Origin of the sequence: Bacteroides sp. 51 (genome assembly GCF_010500965.1) — a bacterium.
Lineage (GTDB): Bacteria > Bacteroidota > Bacteroidia > Bacteroidales > Bacteroidaceae > Bacteroides.
Genome location: NZ_QVMI01000030.1, coordinates 17,596 through 38,818 on the forward strand (window position 1 = coordinate 17,596; position 21,223 = coordinate 38,818).

General features: G+C 42.5%; 12 protein-coding genes. 4 read left to right on the top strand and 8 right to left on the bottom strand.

Going from position 1 to position 21,223, the window contains the following annotated elements:
• Window positions 1-176: 176 nt before the first annotated feature.
• The 8 genes from D0T87_RS18515 to D0T87_RS18550 form a co-directional block, all read right to left on the bottom strand.
• A complete protein-coding gene (locus D0T87_RS18515; RefSeq protein WP_163176805.1) occupies window positions 177-2,222 on the bottom strand; it encodes a glycoside hydrolase family 65 protein in 2,046 nt (681 codons plus the stop codon).
• A 99-nt stretch (window positions 2,223-2,321) separates the two neighbouring features.
• On the bottom strand, window positions 2,322-4,466 hold the full coding sequence (locus tag D0T87_RS18520) for a glycoside hydrolase family 97 protein (protein WP_163176807.1): 2,145 nt from the start codon (window positions 4,464-4,466) through the stop codon (window positions 2,322-2,324).
• Window positions 4,467-4,479: 13 nt separating this feature from the next.
• Complete coding sequence (locus D0T87_RS18525) at window positions 4,480-6,909, bottom strand: glycoside hydrolase family 31 protein (protein ID WP_163176809.1); 2,430 nt, start codon at window positions 6,907-6,909, stop codon at window positions 4,480-4,482.
• Window positions 6,910-6,927: 18 nt separating this feature from the next.
• Window positions 6,928-8,685, bottom strand: coding sequence for a glycoside hydrolase family 66 protein (locus tag D0T87_RS18530; protein WP_203558732.1), 1,758 nt, complete (start codon window positions 8,683-8,685; stop codon window positions 6,928-6,930).
• A gap of 2 nt (window positions 8,686-8,687) precedes the next feature.
• The gene (locus D0T87_RS18535; protein ID WP_163176811.1) at window positions 8,688-10,130 is read right to left on the bottom strand and encodes a SusF/SusE family outer membrane protein; all 1,443 of its coding nucleotides are present in this window, start codon (window positions 10,128-10,130) and stop codon (window positions 8,688-8,690) included.
• Window positions 10,131-10,382: 252 nt separating this feature from the next.
• Window positions 10,383-11,870, bottom strand: coding sequence for a RagB/SusD family nutrient uptake outer membrane protein (locus D0T87_RS18540; RefSeq protein WP_163176813.1), 1,488 nt, complete (start codon window positions 11,868-11,870; stop codon window positions 10,383-10,385).
• 20 nt (window positions 11,871-11,890) lie between these two features.
• Window positions 11,891-14,896 carry a TonB-dependent receptor gene (locus tag D0T87_RS18545; protein ID WP_163176815.1) on the bottom strand — a complete coding sequence of 1,002 codons (3,006 nt, stop codon included), beginning with the start codon at window positions 14,894-14,896 and terminating at the stop codon, window positions 11,891-11,893.
• A 210-nt stretch (window positions 14,897-15,106) separates the two neighbouring features.
• A complete protein-coding gene (locus tag D0T87_RS18550) occupies window positions 15,107-16,783 on the bottom strand; it encodes a DUF6377 domain-containing protein (protein ID WP_163176818.1) in 1,677 nt (558 codons plus the stop codon).
• Window positions 16,784-18,077: 1,294 nt separating this feature from the next.
• Between D0T87_RS18550 and D0T87_RS18555 the strand changes: the two genes are divergently transcribed.
• The 4 genes from D0T87_RS18555 (at window position 18,078) to D0T87_RS18570 (ending at window position 21,197) form a co-directional block, all read left to right on the top strand.
• The gene (locus D0T87_RS18555) at window positions 18,078-18,950 is read left to right on the top strand and encodes an AraC family transcriptional regulator (protein WP_163176820.1); all 873 of its coding nucleotides are present in this window, start codon (window positions 18,078-18,080) and stop codon (window positions 18,948-18,950) included.
• Window positions 18,951-19,027: 77 nt separating this feature from the next.
• Window positions 19,028-19,588, top strand: coding sequence for a sugar O-acetyltransferase (locus D0T87_RS24905; protein ID WP_163176822.1), 561 nt, complete (start codon window positions 19,028-19,030; stop codon window positions 19,586-19,588).
• A gap of 11 nt (window positions 19,589-19,599) precedes the next feature.
• The gene (locus tag D0T87_RS18565) at window positions 19,600-20,094 is read left to right on the top strand and encodes a cyclophilin-like fold protein (protein WP_163176824.1); all 495 of its coding nucleotides are present in this window, start codon (window positions 19,600-19,602) and stop codon (window positions 20,092-20,094) included.
• 125 nt (window positions 20,095-20,219) lie between these two features.
• A complete protein-coding gene (locus tag D0T87_RS18570) occupies window positions 20,220-21,197 on the top strand; it encodes an alpha/beta hydrolase (RefSeq protein ID WP_370526922.1) in 978 nt (325 codons plus the stop codon).
• Window positions 21,198-21,223 lie beyond the last annotated feature (26 nt).

Here is a 21,223-nt window from a genome sequence, read left to right on the forward strand (position 1 = left end):
TAATTTTCACAACTTTTTATTTGAATAAATTAGATTAATATTACTAAAAAAAATAATGGATTGAATATAAAAAGCCTATAAAATGCTGTTTTATAGGCTTTTTATATCCTTTTAAGACACGCTAAAATCATTAAAAGAATCAACTATTCGGAAGAATAGCATAGTGTTTTTAGAACTTACCGAGTTCGTACAAAAGTCTTTTTATCTCTCCCAACTCCTGTTATTATCAGCTTTTTCCAATGCTTAGGCAATACAGATGTCACTTGTTTAATGCTTCCTGCCTCGTCAATATCCAAACCTCCGAAGCCCATCATTACAGCTTGTAAAACGCCTCCTGCTCCTGTTGCAAAATAAGGATTTGTACCACCTTTACATTCTGCAATTATTCTGAAGGGAGGATTGAGGTTGGGCTGATAAGCATCCTTAAACCAATGATAGGCTTTCTCGCTATCCCCCAAGCGACTATACAAAAGTGCAAATATAGCTTGCGTCATAGCCGGAGTATCGGAATGGGGCACTTTCGTTTCATAGAATTTCAAATCTCGTTTGATTCGCTCTTTATCAGTAATGATCTTCAGCGGATATGCCAGAAGATTAACATCTGCTTGCTTAATATTCTGATCTGTATAGCTATCGTGCTCTCTTGTAACCCCATTGTTCATCGTCGAAATTGGGATTTTACCTGCAATTAAATTCCATTCTTTCGGTGCGGTAACTCCGAGTACAGACGCACATTTAGAAGCATATTGCAAATTTCGGATAGCAGTGCCATTGGTATAAGCATTATTATCAATATTTTCCGCCCATTCATCTGCTGCAACAACATTCTTAATATCGTATTCTCCCTTATCGTTCTTTTCTACACGACTCACCCAAAATTCGGCTGTTGATTTTAGCATCGGCCAACCTTTTTCTTTTAACCATTCTTTATCTCCTGTAACAAGATAGTATTGCCAGGCGGCAATAGCTACATCGCCCGTGATGTGATGCTCAAATGCTCCTGTCAAAGCATTGACCGGCGTTTCTTCGAATCCTGATTCGGCACTTTCCCACGGGTACATTGCTCCGTCATATCCATATAGAGCCGCTTTTTTACGAGCAGCATCGAGTCTCTGAAAACGATATTCAATCATACTTTTTGCTATTTCGGGATGAAGTAGCAACATAGGAGGAAACATCCAGATTTCGGTATCCCAAAACACATGCCCATTATACCCCAGTCCACTCAATCCCATAGGTGATGGAGATAATGATGTGTTCTTGCGTGTAAAAGAATAAAGATGATAAAGCATACTTCTCACATCTTGCTGTGCCTGAGCATCACCTTCAATTAGAATATCACTTTCCCACAACTTTTCCCACTCTTTCAGATGTCTGTTTAAAAGCCTTGACTTACCTTCCAATGCAGCGTAAATAGTCATTCGCTCAGCTTCATTGTAAGGGTCTATAGTGTGATTGGAGGATATCAGGCTACCTATCAATGCAAAAGAATATTTTTGACCAGCTTTCAGATTCTTCCCGAAAGACATAGCATGCATATCCGTATCATTCATCCGATGCAAAATCTGTGGCTGCTCTTCTTTTCCTTCTTCAAAAAGGAAGGTGTTTGATACAGCTATTTTCGATTTCCCCGTCGGCGTATTGGCTACAGACGTCAGTAATGGGATATTAACATGAGAGTTAGTTATGTTCTGAAAATAATGTTGTTGATTATTGAGCGAGGTCGGAGTTTCCAAAAGATTCTCCACGTTAATGTGCACGTCCTTTTGTGCATCTACATTGACAATCATTATCACACAATGGGGAAGATGGCGCAGTGCATAGTATGTATATGTTACAGATGCAAAATCTTTATATTGAAACGATCCGCTAAATGTTCCATTCCGCATATTCAACTCTTGCCTAAAGTTGTTTATGTTATAAGAATGAATAGACTCACCATTCAAGTCTAGTTTCATATTCAACAAATTGTAATTTGGAATAAAATTGCTGACTCTTCCGCGTTTATAGGTGTCGTAAACACCGGCCAGCACGACTTCCTTTACTTTTAATGGTTCGGGTGATGATATGATCCCAATTACTCCATTAGCTACTGTTTCTCCATAATAGTTATTAGGTCCGGGGTTATCTGCCGAGAGCTTCCATGGGTCCTGACTATACAGATTATTACTAACGGATAAAATCAAAAAAGAGAAGACGAAATAAAATATGCGTACATTCATTTTACTAGCTTTATTTATTTAGAAAAAAGATCGTTACTATTTGCTTAAATAGCAACGATCTTCAATAAAAACTTAGACATTTAAGTTTATTTCAAATTATCAAAGTTTCTTCAATCCTTTTATTTGAGCTTTGTTAGTTACAGGATAAATACTGATTGCATACCCTCCGCCCGGAGCCGAAAATTGCGTCAATTTAGATTTGTTAGTCACCACTACTTTACGGATTGTATAGGCTTGTGGATTTGTTTTATAGTGCGCATCTTTTGCATCGGCATATATTGTTGCAATGTATTGTTTGTCGGCATCAAGGAAATCAAACGAAATTTTCGATGTAAAACCCTTCTCTCCACAAGTATTTCCCACAAACCAGTTGTCTGTACCTTTTGCCTTACGTGCCACTGTAATATATTCTCCCGGCTCGGCTTCCAGATAGTTGCTTTCGTCCCAATCCAAGGCTACATCTTTGATGAACTGAAAGGCATCCAAAAAGCGGTTATAGTTTTCAGGAAAATCGGCAGCCATTTGCAAAGGGCTACTCATGGTGACATATAAGGCGAGTTGATTTGCCAGTGTTGAATTGCAATGTGAAGTGTTATTCGGATTAGCTTTTGCAATGTCCATCTCAAAAATGCCGGGAGTATAATCCATTGGCCCTCCGATAAGGCGTGTGAACGGTAGCAATGTGACATGATTGGGTTTGCTTCCGCCAAATGCCTGGTATTCCGTGCCACGAGCGGACTCATTGCCAATCAGGTTGGGCCATGTACGACAAATACCGGTTGGGCGTACGGCCTCATGCGCATTTACCATAATTTTATATTGGGCTGCTTTTTCTATGGCATACTGGTAGTGATTGTTTATCCACTGGCTATAATGATTTTCGCCGCGGGGAATAATATCCCCAACATATCCGCTCTTCACTGCCGGATATTCGTATTTATTCATAAGTTGATAAGCCGCGTCCATATATCGTTCATAGTTGCGGACGGAAGCCGATGTTTCATGATGCATCACCATCTTTACTCCCTTGCTTTTGGCATAACGATGTATTTCGGCTATATCAAAATCCGGATAAGGAGTCAGGAAATCGAATACAAAATCTTTTGAATGCCCGAACCAGTCTTCCCAACCGATGTTCCAGCCTTCAACCAATACGCCATCTATTCCGTGAAGAGCGGCAAAATCAATATACTTCTTCACATTCGCAGTAGTAGCACCATGCCGTCCGTGTGGTTTTACTTTCGAGTAATCGGTAATGCCCAATTTAACGCTCGGCAGTTCGTTTGTATATGACCAATCGCTTTTTCCGGTGATCATTTCCCACCACACTCCTACATATTTCATGGGCTTGATCCACGATGTATCTTCTATCTTACACGGATCGTTCAGGTTCAATGTTATGTTGGAAGCTAGTATGTCGCGGGCATCATCGCTTACGATGATCGTACGCCATGGTGTATGGCAAGGTGCTTGTAAATGTCCTTTTGTTCCGTTGGCATCGGGGGTTAACCACGATTGGAAGATGAAATTCTTATCATCCAGGTTGAGGTGCATGCAAGCATAATTAATCAAGGCAGCTTCGTGCAGATTGATATAGATGCCATCGGCCGTTTTCAATTGCAATGAAGTTTGCAAACCGGTATCGGAGAATCCGGTTTGCGATAGATTATCTGTTCGTGCCGATTCCTGAAGAGCACGAATCTCAGATAGTTTAGAAATTGTATAGTCATATTCTTGCGTATCGTAATCGCCCGGTATCCAATAGGCTGTATGATCGCCTGTCATGGCAAACTGGGTTAACTCTTCTTTCACAGCAAAATACGTAAGTTTACTTTGCAATGGGAATTCATAGCGGAAACCTAAACCATCATCGAACAAGCGGAACTTTAGAATCATCATTCGCTCCGTTTCTTTTTGTTTCAACGTTACAGCCATTTCGTTATAGTGGTTACGAATGGTTTTAGTTTCTCCCCAAACCGGTTCCCATGTTTCGTCGAACGTGGAATGATCTACATTTGCAACGCTGAACTTATCGTAAAATGAGGGTTTATCTCCAAAAGACTCCAAGCCTAATTTACTTGGACGGATCACTGTTTTCTCTTTATACTTCAAGGTATATACCGGTGTCCCATCGTGGTTTACGGAAAAGTTAAGTTCCAGTTTACCATTGGGAGATTTTAATTCCTGCGCGGAAAGCCCTCCGGCTATCAGGCAGAGACTAAGTAAAAGTACTAATTTCTTCATTATATTTAGTTATTTATTTTAATGATATTTCTATGGGGGTTCGTTTGTCGGAGACGCTTACCCTACATTCTTTTGTGGCATCATCCCACGTTATGTTTCTGGTGGTTTTACCGTCGACAATTACGGTCGTCGGTTTCTCTTCCAAATGATATATTAAAACAATCTCCCGTTTGTCGGACTGTTTGAATCCCTTATCTTCGGGGGTGATTGTTGTGGTATAGCCGCCTGCTACTGTTGTACATACGAACCGGGTTTTAGAATAGATATCTTTCAGATAATCCTGATTCTCTCCATCGTCTTCGTACAGTTCAAAAGAGGCACTCTCGTCTTCGTAGTTCGGGAAGATATGTACCAGCAGCGGATAATCTTTCTGCTCGTGAATATATTGCATCACAGGCATCATCGGAATGATGGAGGCTTTCTTCACGAATATAGGTGTTACGCCCAACGGTGCGCGGTAGGCTATGGTCTGTCCGCCCAGATACACGGTCTTTTTATCGTTAAAGTCAATCCATTCCCCATCCGGCAGATAAACACGTTTCACACGTTCGCCCTTTTTCAGAACCGGAGCAATCAGGAGTTCCCTACCGAAAAGGAATTGATCATCTACTTTGGTTGCCTGTTCGTCATCAGGGTATTCCATGAACAATCCGCGGGTAATGGGAAGTCCGGAATCATGGGCTTTGCGTGAGTATGTATAGAGATAAGGGAATAATTGATATTTCAATTCGATAGCCTGCTTGCTGTTCTTCTCGACAACATCGCCAAACATCCAGGGTTCTACGGCATTATCTCCTTCATGATGGGCACGGCTCAGCGGACAAAAGATACCGAACTGCATCCAGCGGGTGTACAGTTCGCCCATTGCAGCATAATCGGTAATATCACCGCAGTATCCGGAAATATCTGTTGTCCAGAACGGGATGCCTCCCAGGCCAGCGGAGATGCCGACGGCCACCTGGTTTTCGAGTTGCCGCCAACCTTCGAGTACATTGTTGCCATTACCGCTATCGTTTGTCCAGCCAAAGGTATAGCGCTGAAGTCCTGCGTATGCCGAGCGCGTCATTTGGAAAATACGCTTGTTGGGGTTATGCTTCTCGAATTGTTCTTTGACCACTTTATCCCAGGTGAGGCCATACACGTTGTGTATTTCATTGTGCATGCCGATATGGTGTTTCATATACAGTCGATCAACATCTTCTTCGTTGCTCCAGGCGGGTTCGCCCATATCGGTCCAGAAACCGCTTATGCCGTCGTTTACGGGCTTTTGCTGGTAGCTGCCCCACCAGTCGGCCACTTCGGGGATGGTAAAGTCGACCACGCCACAGTTTCCTCCCCAGGGCCAGGGCATATCATAAGACTTTCCTGTACGAGCGTCCTTTACGAAATATCCCAGTTTGTCCGCCTCTACCCATTGCGGGTTATCGCGTTGGGAGACGACGGGGTCTTGGGAAACGATCATCTTGAAGCCTTGATCGGCTAGCTTGCTGAGCATCCCCTTCGGGTCGGTATAGTTTCCTTTGCGCCATTCAAAATCCTGTAGGTTTTGTGTCCAACCAATATCCTGATAGATAATATCGCAGGGTATTTGTCGCTTACGAAATTCTGCGGCAATGTCAAGGGCTTGTGCTTCTTTTGTATATAAGCCACGGCATTGGGCGAAGCCAAGCGCCCACTTGGGGGGCATAATGGGCTTGCCGGTCAGGGCGATGTATTGTTGCTGGATATCTTTATAATCTTTACCAAAGATGAAATAGTATACAAATGCTCCGTCGGGTGCTTCGAATGAGTAGTATTCGTCGGACTCCGTACCGAATTTAAATTCGGTTTTGTAGGTGTTGTCGAGGAATATTCCATAACGGTAGCTACTCATAAAGAAAGGGATGCTCTTTGCCAACGGGTCTTCCGACACGCTGTAGCAAGGCCGGTCGCTGTTCCACATTTTATAAGAGCGCCCGCGACGATTCAGCGGACCGGTTTTCTCTCCCAGTCCAAAGAAGTTTTCATCGCCACGCAATACCTTATACGCCTTTACGGCTGTGGAATCAGCGACATGCCCCCTCTCTTTGAAATCACTGAAAACAAGTTTTTGCCATTTATCGAATATTTGCAGCTGCATGGGGTTCTTATTCACCCTGATCCGAAGTTTCGAGGTGAATATCTCATAGCAAGCCGGCTCTTCATTGACACTAATACCTTCTATTTCTTCTAATTGCTCATTGACCACGGCAAATGATTCATTGTTCCGAATGAACGTGCCGGCCTGGTCAAACCAGACTTTCACAACCGAGCTGCTGCAAATGGTTAGCGATAGTTTTGATCCGTCCTTGCTGTTAAACGTCACCCGGTTCCCTTGTTGGGTGTAGGAGATGCACTCTCCGGCCGATAAGACGACCGAAGAGAACATTAAACCTACAAGTAATAATCCTATTTTTCTTATCATGACACTCACTATCGGCGATTAGTATTCCAGAACAACCATATCCCAGTATTTCAACGACGGCAACGTAATGGTTACGTCATTGCCGGACTGATTGAAACTCAGTTCGCGGTGCGCGCCTCCATTTATATCGGGAGAGGCCAGCCACACTTTGGTTACGGGTTTTACGGTTGTTATTTTTATAGCAACGTCTGATACCAGTTCCGGTTCTTTTTGTGTGCCGTTCGTATCGCGCCATTCCATTGAATTGGCGTTCGAGAAGTTAATCAGGTGGATCACCTCTTTGTTTGCGAATCTTTTTCCGGTTACAGCTACGCTGCCTTGCGAAGCCGGCCAACCGGCGAACGATAGTTTACCATCTGTGGACGCTACGTTTGCTGCAAAGAAATCGCCGCCATCGCGAAGCAGATTCTGATAGGCAACCAGGAAGTCATAGTAGTGCATTAACGCTTTTTTGACCTCAGCCTTCATTTGCAGATTTGAGTTGGGGAAATATTCATTGGCCAGATAGTGTTCGCCCAATTCAAGGTGCGCTCCGCCAAAAGAGAATATGACCGCATTGGCAAGAAGCACTCCCGGAGTATTGATAAAACCGCTATTGCCGGAGCGGGCATAATTCATATAAGCCGCCAGAATGGTTTGCTTTTTACCTTCGCTATAGGCGTAGTTGTCGGTAATGACATGAGCCAACTGCTCAAAGCTCTTGGATTCGTCCCATACTTCGGTATAGAGGAAGTCGACTTCCGATTTGGCGATACTCTTTTGCTGTCCGTACTGGCTCACTGCATTCATCACTAAATGTTTGCCGGGGTTGGCGTTGGCCATAGCGGTAATGAAAGTGCTGTAGGTGTTATCGAGTTCTACCACATTTCCGTTGTAATCGTAAACCGTTCCTCTGTTGCCCAGCTGGTCAATGTGGAATCCATCAAATCCAAAAACCTCGTATACGTCTTTGTTGCGGGCTGCCAGATAGTTTTGCCATTCTGCATTTGCCGGATTGGTGAGGTAGATGCTGCTGCGGAAAGGAGGATCGAGGTGGTGATTGTCTTTTTCGGAATGGTTCTTATCTTTAAAGATATACCATTCTTCTTTCACGCCGTCGGACGCGGCATTCTTCAACGCGCCGAAAGCAAGATTATAGAACATCGCTTTCATTCCTTTGTTATGGGCAGCATTTATATAACCTTTCACGGTGGACAGGTAATTGGTACGCCCTACCAAATCGGGCCATGTAACGTCCGGCTGCTGGGCGGTTCCGGCCAGCGGACGGTGATGATCGTACATCCAGTCGTAAAACTGGATGCCGTTGATGTGATACCTGTTCAGGTTATTGATGTTATTCTCTATCATGCTTTCCGACAGTTCACCGTAGGAGGAAAGAAAACCATAGCGCGGGAATTTGGTCCAACTGGAAGATACATCGACTGCAATGCTTTGGTGGATGGTTTCTTTTCCGTCAACCGCCTCGTAAATGTCAACCATATAGCCTTTGTAGTCCTCGGCAGGGGCAGTCCAACTCCATGCGTTGGAGGTAAGGGCCTCTTCGGCAATAATCTTTCCCAGGTGCGAATAGCGAACTTTGGCGTTGCCATCCAACTTTTCTTTCAGTGTAAAATGTACGACTTCTCCCGGACTATAGCACGCTTTGTCTGTGCTGAGATCGGCATTGAAATAGGTTTCTCCGTAGGTTACCGGATCGTTATGAGTATCGTAATAGTCTTCGCAACTACTGACAGACAGTGCAAGGAAGAGTGTTATGAATAGATTTATCTTTTTCATGGCTATTGTTTCTTAATGGTAATTGTTTCTTTCAACTGGTTTAGCTCAATGGTATAGGTGCCTGGGCTGTTTACTTTCCATTTATTATCCGGATTGGAGCCCGATGCGCTGAACAATACCTGCTCAACATTGCCGGTTGGTTCCATTCCATTTTCACTTGCCAGAAACCATGCTCCATTCCAGTCGCTCTGCTTATCGCAGCTAAACTTCATTTCGCCTGCGGCGAGTGTGCCCGTCCAGGTAAGTATATTAGGATCGGAAGCATCGGCTGTCATTGGCGTAGCGTTATCTATGCTCCAGCCATTAGGAGTGGCATCGCCTACGAGATAGACCGTAGCATAGGGGGTAAACGGAACGATATCAATTTTCATATCGCGGGTGTCGAGTTTGATTTTGTAGGTGCCTCCCGGGATGTTCCATTTGTAGTCCGGATCGCCGGCCCACTTATCTACATCCAGATCGGTGCCTTCGCCCGTTTGATCGACCACCGGACGGAAGAATACGCCATCCCAGCTTCCATTAACCGTAGCGATTTTGAACTCTCCACCTGCCGGAAGATCGGCGTTGAAATAGAATACAAACGGATCGGAAGCGTCGGGGGTCATCGGTTCAAAATTCCAACCGGTTGGGTTACCTACAAGCCAAAGTTCGCTATATTCGGGTGCGTCTAACGTTTCGATATGAATGGTCAGATTGATAATGTTGACTGATATTTTATATATTCCGGCAGCAGGAATGGTAAATTTATCGTCCGGCTCGTCATCGGATTCACGGAAGAATAATTTGGTGTCATCGGCTCCTTTGTTATACGAAGGGAAGAAACTGCCTAAGGTGGTAATGAACTTCAATTCTCCTGCATTTAGTTTTCCCTGCCATACAAATCCGCCGGCAGTACCGGATACGGTATTCATTTTCGTAGCATCATCTGCACTCCATCCGTTAGGTGCAGCGCTACCCAGCAGGTAGAGGGTTGAAGATACCGGTTTATATCCGGTGACTTTTATTTTCATCGTCTCTGATACCTGGGGCTGAATGCCTTCGTGATGCACTTTTGCCGTTACACGGGCTTCCAGTTCAACTTCATTGCCGGGCGCTACTTCAAATTCATTTAAGAGCATGGCATTCAGTTCTTCCGTCTTATAAGAAACCGATGTTTTGCCTTCCTTTAGTTCTGTTTGAACGCTTTTCGCGAAGGCGGTATTACCCAAACCAAGTTCGAACGTATAGGTAATGGCGGCATTTGTATTAAAGTTGGAGCCCGGAGTCCATTCAAAATCAATGGCGTTGCTTTGTGGAGCGGTGATGTCCAACAGGAGCGTATTTTCGCTTATAGATAACGTGAGCGGCTGGTTGCCCAGGTTCGTCTCCATATAATCGTCGTCACAGGAAGTGAACAGCAATGGAAGAGTTAATATGATGCTTAACAATTTATATAGTTTCTTCATTTTGATATGTATTTATATGAATCAATAGTTAAAATAATCAGGTTTTATGGTTCGCGACTACTCGCGAGGGGCAAACTGAGCCAAGTTCATGCCTCGCGAGTACTCCGGAAGGGCAAACCGAGCCCAGTTCTTGCTTCGCGAGTACTCCGGAGGGGCAAACGGAGCCCAGTTCATGCTTCCCAACTACTTGGGAGGGGCAAACGGGCCTCAGTTCATGCTTTCCAACTACTTGGGAGGCTTGCATCTTGTTGGTTAGTAACCGGGATTCTGTTTTAGGTTTGGATTCGCATCTATTTCCTTTTGAGGAATGGGCAATAGCAAATGCTTCTTCTGCGCATTTACTTTCCCGATGGAATGAAGGAAATCCAGCGCATACTGTCCGCCATCCCAACGAATCATATCAAACCAACGATGCCCTTCGAATGCCAATTCTATGCGACGCTCTTTCCGGATTCTGTTGCGCATTTCCTCCTGTGAGAGGTTTTCCACGTCGCTTTTGTCTGTGAGTCCGGCACGGTTACGAACCTGATATAAAGGTTCTTCAGCATCGGTCGTACTACCCAGTTCATTCAACGCTTCTGCTTTCATCAGCAACACATCGGCATAGCGCAACACGATGATGCTGGCCGAATTGGTATTATAATCGGGAGAGATAGTCAGAGGAACGAGGAACTTGCGCACGTTATGCCCGGTGTACGACATGGTGCTTTTATAGGGCTTGCCTTCGAAAGAAGGGCAGCCTTCGTAAAGAACAGTTTTATCCTTCCGTAAATCTCCCGGTTCATATTGATTCATAAACTCCTGGGTAGGCTGGTTCCATCCATATCCACCGCCAACCCAGTTAGCGTTGCGGGGGCCCATATACGTGCTTAGCCAGCAAGCTTGGTTCTCATCACTCCAAAAATCAGCATTTGTCAAACCGAAGTATTGTATCTCGAACAATGATTCGGCTGTATTCTTATGCTTTTCTTCTCCTCCGAAGCAATCGCTATAATCCGGATTGAGTACATAACCCAGACTTTCGACCCTATTGCACATGTCTACACATTTTTGATATTGCCCCAGGGTAAGATATACCTTTGCCAACATACCGGCAGCAGCTCCTCGGCTGGCGCGACCTAAATCCGAGCTACTATAATCTTCGCGACGGGGAAGAAGTTCTATGGCTTCGAGCAGATCGGGGATGATTACTTCATTATATATCTTATCTTTACTCACCCGCTCCGAGAAAAGGTTATCGCCCGGATTTGTCGGTGTAAGGCTCATAGGCACATCGCCGAACAGTTGGACAAGGATGAAGTAATAGCTAGCCCGAAGGAATTTAGCTTCGCCTATACATCTGTTTTTTATATTCTCATTGATATCCATGCCGGGCACATTGGCCAACACCGTATTGCAATAAAGAATACCGGGGTTAGGGCCGCGCCAAAGATCGACGGCAGCAAAGTTATCCGGTCCAGCCACAAAGTTTGCCAACTGTATGGTCTCAATGCCATCGTCGCCACCTCCGGCTCCGACTTCACTGTTTCCGGCTACAATATCGAGTGCCCATATACGCATGTTATACAGCTTGGGGCGTTGCATGGGTTGGTATGCCGCATTGGTCATGGCTATAGCCGATGCTTCATCTTTAATGGTTTCCGCACTGGGATCTTCAAACGGCTCTTTATCTAAGAAATCAGAGCAGGAAGTAAACAGGGTTGCAAACAGGAAGAGTCCTGTGTATAGTATTTTTTTCATGGTTATATTCTCTTTAGGGATTAGAATTTGATATCAATACCGAAGCTAATGTTCCGGGTAAGCGGATAATTACTGTTGTCCACACCCCCTTGCACTTCCGGGTCGAATCCGGAATAATCAGTCAGCGTCAACAGGTTTTGCGCCGACATATAGATACGCAAATTACTGATATAGGCTTTTTTCAGCACAGCAGCGGGAAGCGTATAACCCAAAGTCACATTCTTCAAACGAAGATATTTTCCATCTTCAATAAAGCGGTTGGACGTCCGTGTATTCTTATTCGGGTCGCTATAGATGGCACGGGGCATCGAATGGCTTGTGCCTTCGCCTGTCCAACGATCCAACACCTTCCGGGTTTGGTTGCGGACGGTATACATGCCTTCCAGTGTAACTCTGTTGGCATTGTAAATATCATTTCCGGCTACGCCTTGCAAGAACACATTTAAATCGAATCCCTTGTACAGCAAGCTGTTGTTCATAGAGAAATTCCATGTAGGAGTCGGGTTACCAATATAGGTGCGATCATAGTCGTTCACCACTCCGTCATTGTTTATATCCAGGAATTTAATATCCCCGGGAGCAGTTCCATTGGCAGCATCGGCACCTTGGTATTGGTAAGCATAATTATTCACCTCATCCCAGTTCTGGAACAAACCATTCGTTACCCATCCGTAGAATGAACCCACCGGACGGCCTTCCTGATGATGCTGATAACCTGAATAAATAGGCACACTATTATTTAGCTTGATTACTTTGTTCTTATTGTAGGATACATTTACATCCGTATTCCATTCTACCGTTCCTTTCAGGTTTTGAGAAGAGATGGTCAGTTCCCAGCCTTTATTTCTAACCTTGCCGGCATTAATCATCGGTGTATAAATATCCGAGTATCCCGTTGTGATCGGCACCACCATGCTGACAAGCATGTCTGTTGTATTCTTAATATACGTATCGAAAGTAATATTAATACGCTGGTTGAACATGGTTGCATCAAACCCTACGTTGGCCTGTTTTACCGTTTCCCACTTGATGTCCGGATTGGACATTACCAACGGATACAGCGTAGATACAGGAGTACCATTGAATACATATTGTGCTGTTTTCAAGCGGGTAACAGCAGCGTAATTATCCAACACGGCCTGATTACCTGTTACACCATAGCCCGCACGCAGCTTGAGGTCGCTCAACACATCATTCTTCTTATAAAACGATTCTTCCGACAAACGCCATGCCGCAGAAAATGAAGGAAACGTCCCCCAGCGATTGCCTTTAGCTATACGGGAAGTACCATCACGACGAACCGTAGCCGTGAATAAATATTTATCATCGAACGAATAGTTTATACGTCCAAAGAACGAAAGTAATGCCCACTCATTTTTACTACCTCCCACAGTAGGATCTAGTAAACCGTTATTCAACTGATTATAGTTGTCGGACAAGAACTCCTTTACACTGGCACTCATGTTATTATAGACATTGTTCTGTGCACTCGAACCCAACATGACGTTCAGGTTGTGCTTATCTTTAAACGTATCCATATATGTCAGGGTATTATCCCATAAGTACGTCAGGCTCTTGTTCGAACTTTCACCACGGTAGGAATTAGGCACCGGTATCGGCTTCCAGTCGTATTTGGGTGAGAAATTTACACTGTCCCAGAATTTAAAGTCAATCCCTCCGGTCATTTTATAGGTAATCTTATCGAAAAGATAAATCTCACCATACAAATTACCTAATATGTTATACCCCTTGGTTGTATTCTTCTCCAAGCGGGCTGTACCTATCGGATTGCGCAAATCACCATAGAATTGTGACTCAGTACCCGGACCCGAGTAAGTGCCATCTTCATTAAGAATCGGCTGAGTTGGTAAAGAGGCCAATGTATTGAGCACACTATACGAACCGTTTTTCTTAACATCATGACTCAACGTAATGTTGTTTCCGAATTTCAACCATGAACGGACTCTCGACTCGTTGTTAAACTGTAGAGTATAACGGCGATAGGATGTATTTATAACAATACCCTCCTGATCAAGTACTCCACCCGATACATAATAGCTGCTTTTGTCATTTCCACCCGAATAGGATATAGAATAGTTTTGCATCTTGGCGGTACCCAACAGTGCATCTATCCAATCCGTACCCTCTCCCCAGGAAAGAGGATCGGCAAAGTCGGGACGTTGGCCCATATTATTATTGGCCATCATTTCGTTGTGTAACGATGCAAACTGAGAAGCATTCAACATTTTAGGTACACTGGTTGCTTCCTGTATACCGAAATTTGCGCTGACTGATATGGTACCATCTCCCGCTTTTCCTTTTTTTGTTGTGATCAGCACCACTCCGTTTGCACCACGAGAACCGTATATGGCTGTAGCCGAAGCATCTTTCAGAATATCTACGGTCTCCACATCGTTTTGGTTCAATGCATTCAACGGCATATCGGTAGGAACTCCATCGATGACCAACAAAGGGTCGGAATTATTAATAGAGCCTAATCCGCGAACACGAATGCTTACATTGCCTCCCGGCGTTCCTGAGTTAATCACTTGTACTCCGGCAGCCCGGCCTTGCAGCGCCTCACCAATATTGAAAACAGGTTTGTCCTGCATCGCTTTCGCACCAACAGAGGAAAGCGATCCGGTCAAGTCCTTTTTACGTACTACACCATAGCCCACAACGACTACTTCGTCAAGCATTTCGGAATTCTCTCTTAATATAATCCGTATATCCGTTTTTCCCTGTACAGGGACTTCCTGTGGTAGATATCCGATATAAGATACGACGATAACAGCATCACTGTTTACATCTAATGAAAATCTTCCATCCATATCGGTTATCGTTCCGATTCCCGTATCTTTCACGGTAACGGATGCACCGATAATACTTTCTCCTTCTTCATCTGTTATGGTTCCTGTGATTTTTCTTTGATTCTGACTCGACAGGCCGACAGAGAAAGTAAGTGCCAGCATAAACAGAAGTATTTTACTGACGTAGCCCCAACTCATTTTCTGATTTTTTTTCATGGTCTCATTGATTTTAGTTTCTCATAATATATAGTTAACATTGTTTTTACACATGAGGTAGAACTTACGACCTCACATGCAAAAGTATGAGTAACATATATCTAAGAAAAACTCATATGGACAAAATATAGACGCGAAAGAATGGCACATCGCTTTTAATCAGCGAATTACCATCTTTTATAACCTCGTAATATATGGATACGGTATATGTCAATCAGGCTTAATTATGCCTATTTTCATCACCATATTTTCAAATTGTTCGCGGGGTACAGCCGATTTATTCCGGACTCTCGTGCGATAGCTGTAGATTGTGTTTGCGGAATAATGAAGGAATTTTGCAATTTTTGAGCTGTCTGTTATGCCCAACCGTATCAATGCAAATATACGCAGTTCGGCATTTAGCAGTTCGTTGGCTTTTAACTGAAACCGTTCTTCGTTCAATAGCAAGGAATTAAAATCTTCGACAAAATTAGGATATAAATGGAGGAATATATTATCGAAATTCTCATAGAGCGCTTTTAGTTCGTTATCAATCATCTCACGCGATTTCAAGATTTTATAAAGCTCTTCCAGTTTTTTATCTGCCGCCTTCTTTCTCAGCGTGTTTTGATAACTTTCAATCTTATCGATATAGGTGGAGCACAAATCGAGGAAATGACCTATATATGCTTCTTTAATCTGGTTGGCCTCAGATAACTCAGAATTTACATCGAACAGCTTCAGATTTAATTTTGACAATTTCTCATTCGAATTCTGGAGATTGTCATTCAAGTCTTTCAGTTTTATATTCGTATGGTACAACTCTTTACGGATACGAGCAATCCTCTTCATTTGTTTATACACATATATAACTGCCATGATCAATAAAAAAGAAAGGATACTAACGGCAACAAGGAATATAATAAGAACTCTTTGTTGTTTGTCGACACTGTCCTTATAAGCGCTATCGATAATAGGAAATATTTTCGAAACCTCAAATGTCCTCAATCGTGCGTTGCAGAACATAGCGTCTTCCATCGACGATCTGATACATTTATAGGCGTTTGCTATATCACCCGCTTCGTATAAAACAGAAGCCAGCATTTGCATGGACGCATTCTCTTTAATAGCATTCTTTATATCTGACATTGCCGATATTAACAGATATTTTTTCTGCTCTTCAATATTTCCTTTTGCTTTATAAACATTTGCTAAAGCATGCGCTAATACAGCATGTTCGTGATCTTCAGATGTTGATTTCCCGAACATCTCTTCGAGCAGTACCTGCGCCTGTTCTATCTGTTTATTATCCAGAAGTTTCTCGGCATATACTATTTTGTAAAAATTGGAGTTAGTATCCAGTACTCCAAGAAGGGAATCTCTATATAGAATAGATTTTTCAAGATATTCTTTACCATTAATATCGTTTAATAAAGAGTAGGATTTGTATAGTTGATTATTGATTTGATAATAGTAAGAAGAAAACCAATCCGGTAATTTCCGCTTATCTAAATGCTCTAACTCTCTAATTCCATTAAGAGCTTCAATATACAGTCCCGAAACAGTATAAAGTCCTATTAAATCAAGTTGTGAACCAATCAATCGATGAGCGTCATTCAATCTTTGTGCTATTTCTACGTTTTCTTTGGTATATACAATTGCCGAATCTGCAATAAAGATTTTGTAAGCATCATACAACTGATGGTTTATATCGTACCGTTGTTGGTCATTGATATGGGGTGTGCTTAATAATTTCCGGATTTCAGCTATTTCATTGAATTTCAACTGCGCATAGAAATCTTTATTCGCTAGTGCTTTCTCGAAATTAACATAAACTGTATCGCTTTTAGTTTTCGAGTAGCAAGATAACGCGAGAAATATGGAAAACAATATTAAGCAATGTCTCATAGTATTATATCTATAATACAAAAATACATTATTTATCGCAAATAAGAAACATTGGTGCGCTCAAAAACAAATAGTCTATGCTTTACTTTCCCATTGAGTTTATTTAGCTTGTAGATGTGTTTGCTGAATAAAGGGTAGCCACTAAAAAATTGTTGTTCTGGATTATTTTTCTTATATTTGCATTAATAAAGCGTACTTTGATTTGTTTGCTAATCGTCTGATAAATAGCATTTTGGAGTCTATAGGACTACAAGGTGGACTTGATTTTCGAGATTGGTAAATAACTGAATATAAGGCGTTTAAACGGAGACTATTTGTTCCGTCCATACCGCTTAAAAGACTGATAATCAGTCGATTAAAAGAAAACAAAAGCCTGTAAAATTACATTTTACAGGCTTTTTTATATCCCCTCGGAAAATCCGGTAAGCACATTCCTTTTAAACAGGATACTATTCACTTTCATCAAGCAGACTCTCAATTTACATTTTGTCAATTCAGCTTTAAATCGCTTGAAATTGCCTACCATTGCCCGTAATTGAAAAATATTCAGTATTCTCTATTAGGAAAATACAAATCGGCAGAAAATCTTCTAATTATATGAAAAATGGAAAGAAAAATAACACATATACATTCGATAAAGCAACTTAAAAACAAAATTCCGCATCAATATTTTTATCCTATCTTTTCCATAAAAACGATTGAAATAGAAAATACAGCTTTCAAAGTTGACTCTTCTTCCTGCTTTTTTCATTTTTTCATGTTCAAAAAATCGAATCAGAACCTTTTTATCTTTCTTGTTAAACACACTGGCTATCTACGTTAACACATCAACTTCGAGACATAACATCACGACCAGTCGTGTTAAGTGTGACTACTCACCGCGCTATTCAAGCCAGCTGTCTTGTTACGCACGCCAGCCAACGTGTTAAACAAGAAAACAAGGAAGAAGTGTCTGAATATTATGGTTTTTCATCAGCGAATTCGCCCATTTAGATAAAAAACGCACTTTATCTTCTCTTTTTTAAGAGAAATCCCTCTTTTTAATAACAAACAAATAAGCTCTATACAGCTTCTAAGGCACATCTTATACTTTAAACAAGTAAAAACAAGCACTGGGAGATTATTAAAAAGAAAACAAAACAAGCAAAACATAAGCAACTTGACAATAAAATAAAAAGAAACAAATCAATTAGACATTCCACCAAAACACATTGAAAGTAAACTTTAAGGAAAACAATGAATATTTCATGCTGGAGCATCAGCAGATTAGGTTTGAATTTCTTATCTTTGTCATATGCAGATAAAACGTACACTCTCAGAATTCAATAATGAGCTCAAACTGAAAGGGTTCAAAGCATTTCAAATTGACGACGACAGCAATGCCACGCGCACATACAGTCGAAAAGAATTCTATAAAATCTGCCTCACCACCGGCAAAAGCATTATTCATTACGCCGACCGGAGTTTTGAACAAGAAGGCACCATTTTGTTTTTCGGCAATCCCCACATTCCTTATTCCTGGGAAACCATATCAACGACCTACAAGGGGTATACCTGTCTTTTCTCCGAAGATTTTCTGAAACAATCCGAACGTTCAGAGAGCCTGCTCCAATCTCCGTTCTTTAAGATTGACGGAACACCCGTTTTAGAAATATCCGAAGAACAACGACTGTTTCTCAACACCCTTTTTCTAAAAATGATCGAGGAACAGGAAAACGATTATACATTTAAGGATGAACTTATCCGCAACTATATCAGCCTTATCATTCACGAATCATTAAAGCTGCAACCCTCAGAGCATTATCATCAGACAAAAAAAGCAACCGCACGTATCACTTCCGTATTTCTGGAACTGCTGGAGAGACAATTTCCCATTGAAACCTCCGACCACCCTTTGCAACTGCGAACAGCACAGGATTATGCCCGTTACCTGAATGTTCACACCAACTATTTGAATCGCGCAGTCAAAGAAGTTACAGGAAAATCAACCACAGCACACATCACCGAGCGGATTATTGCCGAAGCAAAAGCCCTTTTACAGCATACCGACTGGAATATTGCAGAGGTAGCCTATGCACTTGGTTTCGAGTACCCTACCTACTTCAACAACTTCTTCAAAAAGCTAACAGGCACCAATCCAAAGTCGCTTCGCGAAGCAATGGTTTGAATATCTTAATCATCGGTTTGAATATCGTTAACAAGAGAAGCCAGTAATCTCCGATCTTTGTATCAAAAAATACAAAGATGAATAAAGTAGATGTTTTTGAGCGCCTCAGAAATGGGGAAACCATTCCACCCGACGACCCACAGGCCTATAAAATGCGGGAAGCCTCCTACAACACTAAAATATTGCTGTTGCAAATGAACAACTCTGCCGATGCAGCAGAAATAAGAAACCTGTTAAGCCGGATTACAGACAGCATGATTGATGAAAGCGTTGCCATATTCACCCCTCTGTACATCAACTACGGAAAACATATAAAGATTGGAAAAAACGTATTCATCAATTTCAATTGCACGCTTTTAGATTTAGGCGGCATCACCATCGAAGATAATGTATTGATAGGTCCGAACGTCAGCATACTGTCCGAGGGACATCCTACCCTGCCCATAAACCGGCATTCGCTCATACCCAAATCCATTCATATCAAAAAGAATGCCTGGATCGGCGCCGGAGCAACCATCCTGCAAGGGGTAACCATTGGCGAAAACGCTATCGTAGCCGCCGGAGCAGTCGTATCTAAAGATGTTCCCGGCAACGCGATTGTCGGTGGGATTCCCGCAAAAATTATAAAAACAATTTAAACAAAACTCATATGAAAAGATTCCTGATAATAATACTCTCCTTGATACTAATAACAGGTCTTTCGGCCTGCGACACCGACGACATCCCAACCCCCGAACCACCTTATCGACCGGAGAACCCTGGCAACAATAATGAAGACGATAAACCAGAAGAAAACAGGAAGATGAAGATAACAACAGGTACAGCCACGTTCATGGCCACCCTTCAAAATAATGCAACAGCAACTGCCTTTGCGAAGTTGTTGCCCATAACCATCACGATGCAGGAGCTGAACAACAATGAAAAATATTACGATCTGCCAGGTAGCCTACCTACCAGTTCCTCCAATCCGGGAACAATACAAACCGGCGATTTAATGCTATACGCTTCACGAACATTGGTATTGTTTTACAAAAACTTTTCCACATCGTATAGCTACACCCGGTTAGGAAAAATAAATGATCCTACAGGCTTAGCCTCTGCATTAGGTTCAGAAAATGCAACCATTACTATTGAATTAGAATAAAAGAAATCATATAAAACGAATAAATTATGCGAAGAATAATAACACTATCCCTGCTCATTATGGGAATCACCACAGCAGAAGCAACCAACAAAACAACCTCTAGAAATCAAATAAACGAAAGAGATATGGATAAATTAGAACTAACAAAAGACTGGGATAAAGTATTCCCGAAAAGCGATAAAGTCAATCATAGTAAGGTAACTTTCCGCAACCGCTATGGCATCACCCTTGCCGCCGATATGTACATACCCAAGAATGCCAATGAGAAGTTAGCAGCTATTGCCGTAAGTGGTCCTTTCGGCGCTGTTAAAGAACAGTCGTCGGGGCTCTACGCACAGACAATGGCGGAACGCGGTTTCCTGACCATCGCTTTCGACCCCTCGTATACCGGCGAAAGTGGTGGTCATCCCCGTTATGTGGCCTCTCCCGACATCAACACAGAAGATTTTAGCGCCGCCGTCGATTTCCTTTCTACGCGAGATGATGTAGACCCTGAGCGTATCGGAATCATTGGCATCTGTGGCTGGGGAGGTCTGGCCATAAATGCAGCTGCTATGGACACCCGGATTAAGGCAACCGCCACATCGACAATGTATGACATGGGTCGCGTCAACGCCAACGGTTATTTTGATTCAATGGATGCGGACGAACGCTACGAACTCCGCCGGCAGCTAAATGCTCAACGAACTGTAGATGCAAAGAATGGCACGTACGCATTGGCGGGCGGAGTAGTAGACCCACTACCCGATAATGCACCATGGTTTGTGAAAGATTATCATAGTTATTACAAAACAGAACGCGGCTACCACAAACGTTCGCTCAATTCGAATAACGGATGGAACGTAACATCCTCTCTTTCATTCATCAATATGCCACAACTTTCATATAGTAATGAAATCCGCAATGCCGTACTCGTTATTCATGGTGAAAAAGCGCATTCCCGCTATTTCAGTGAAGATGCTTTTAAAAAACTAAAAGGAGATAACAAAGAGCTATTTATTATTCCCGAGGCAGTTCACGTAGATTTATACGATCGTATGGATGTAATCCCCTTCGACAAACTGGAGTCTTTCTTTAAAGAGTATCTGAAAATGGACGACTAATTTCACGAAGAGTTGTTACGTACGAC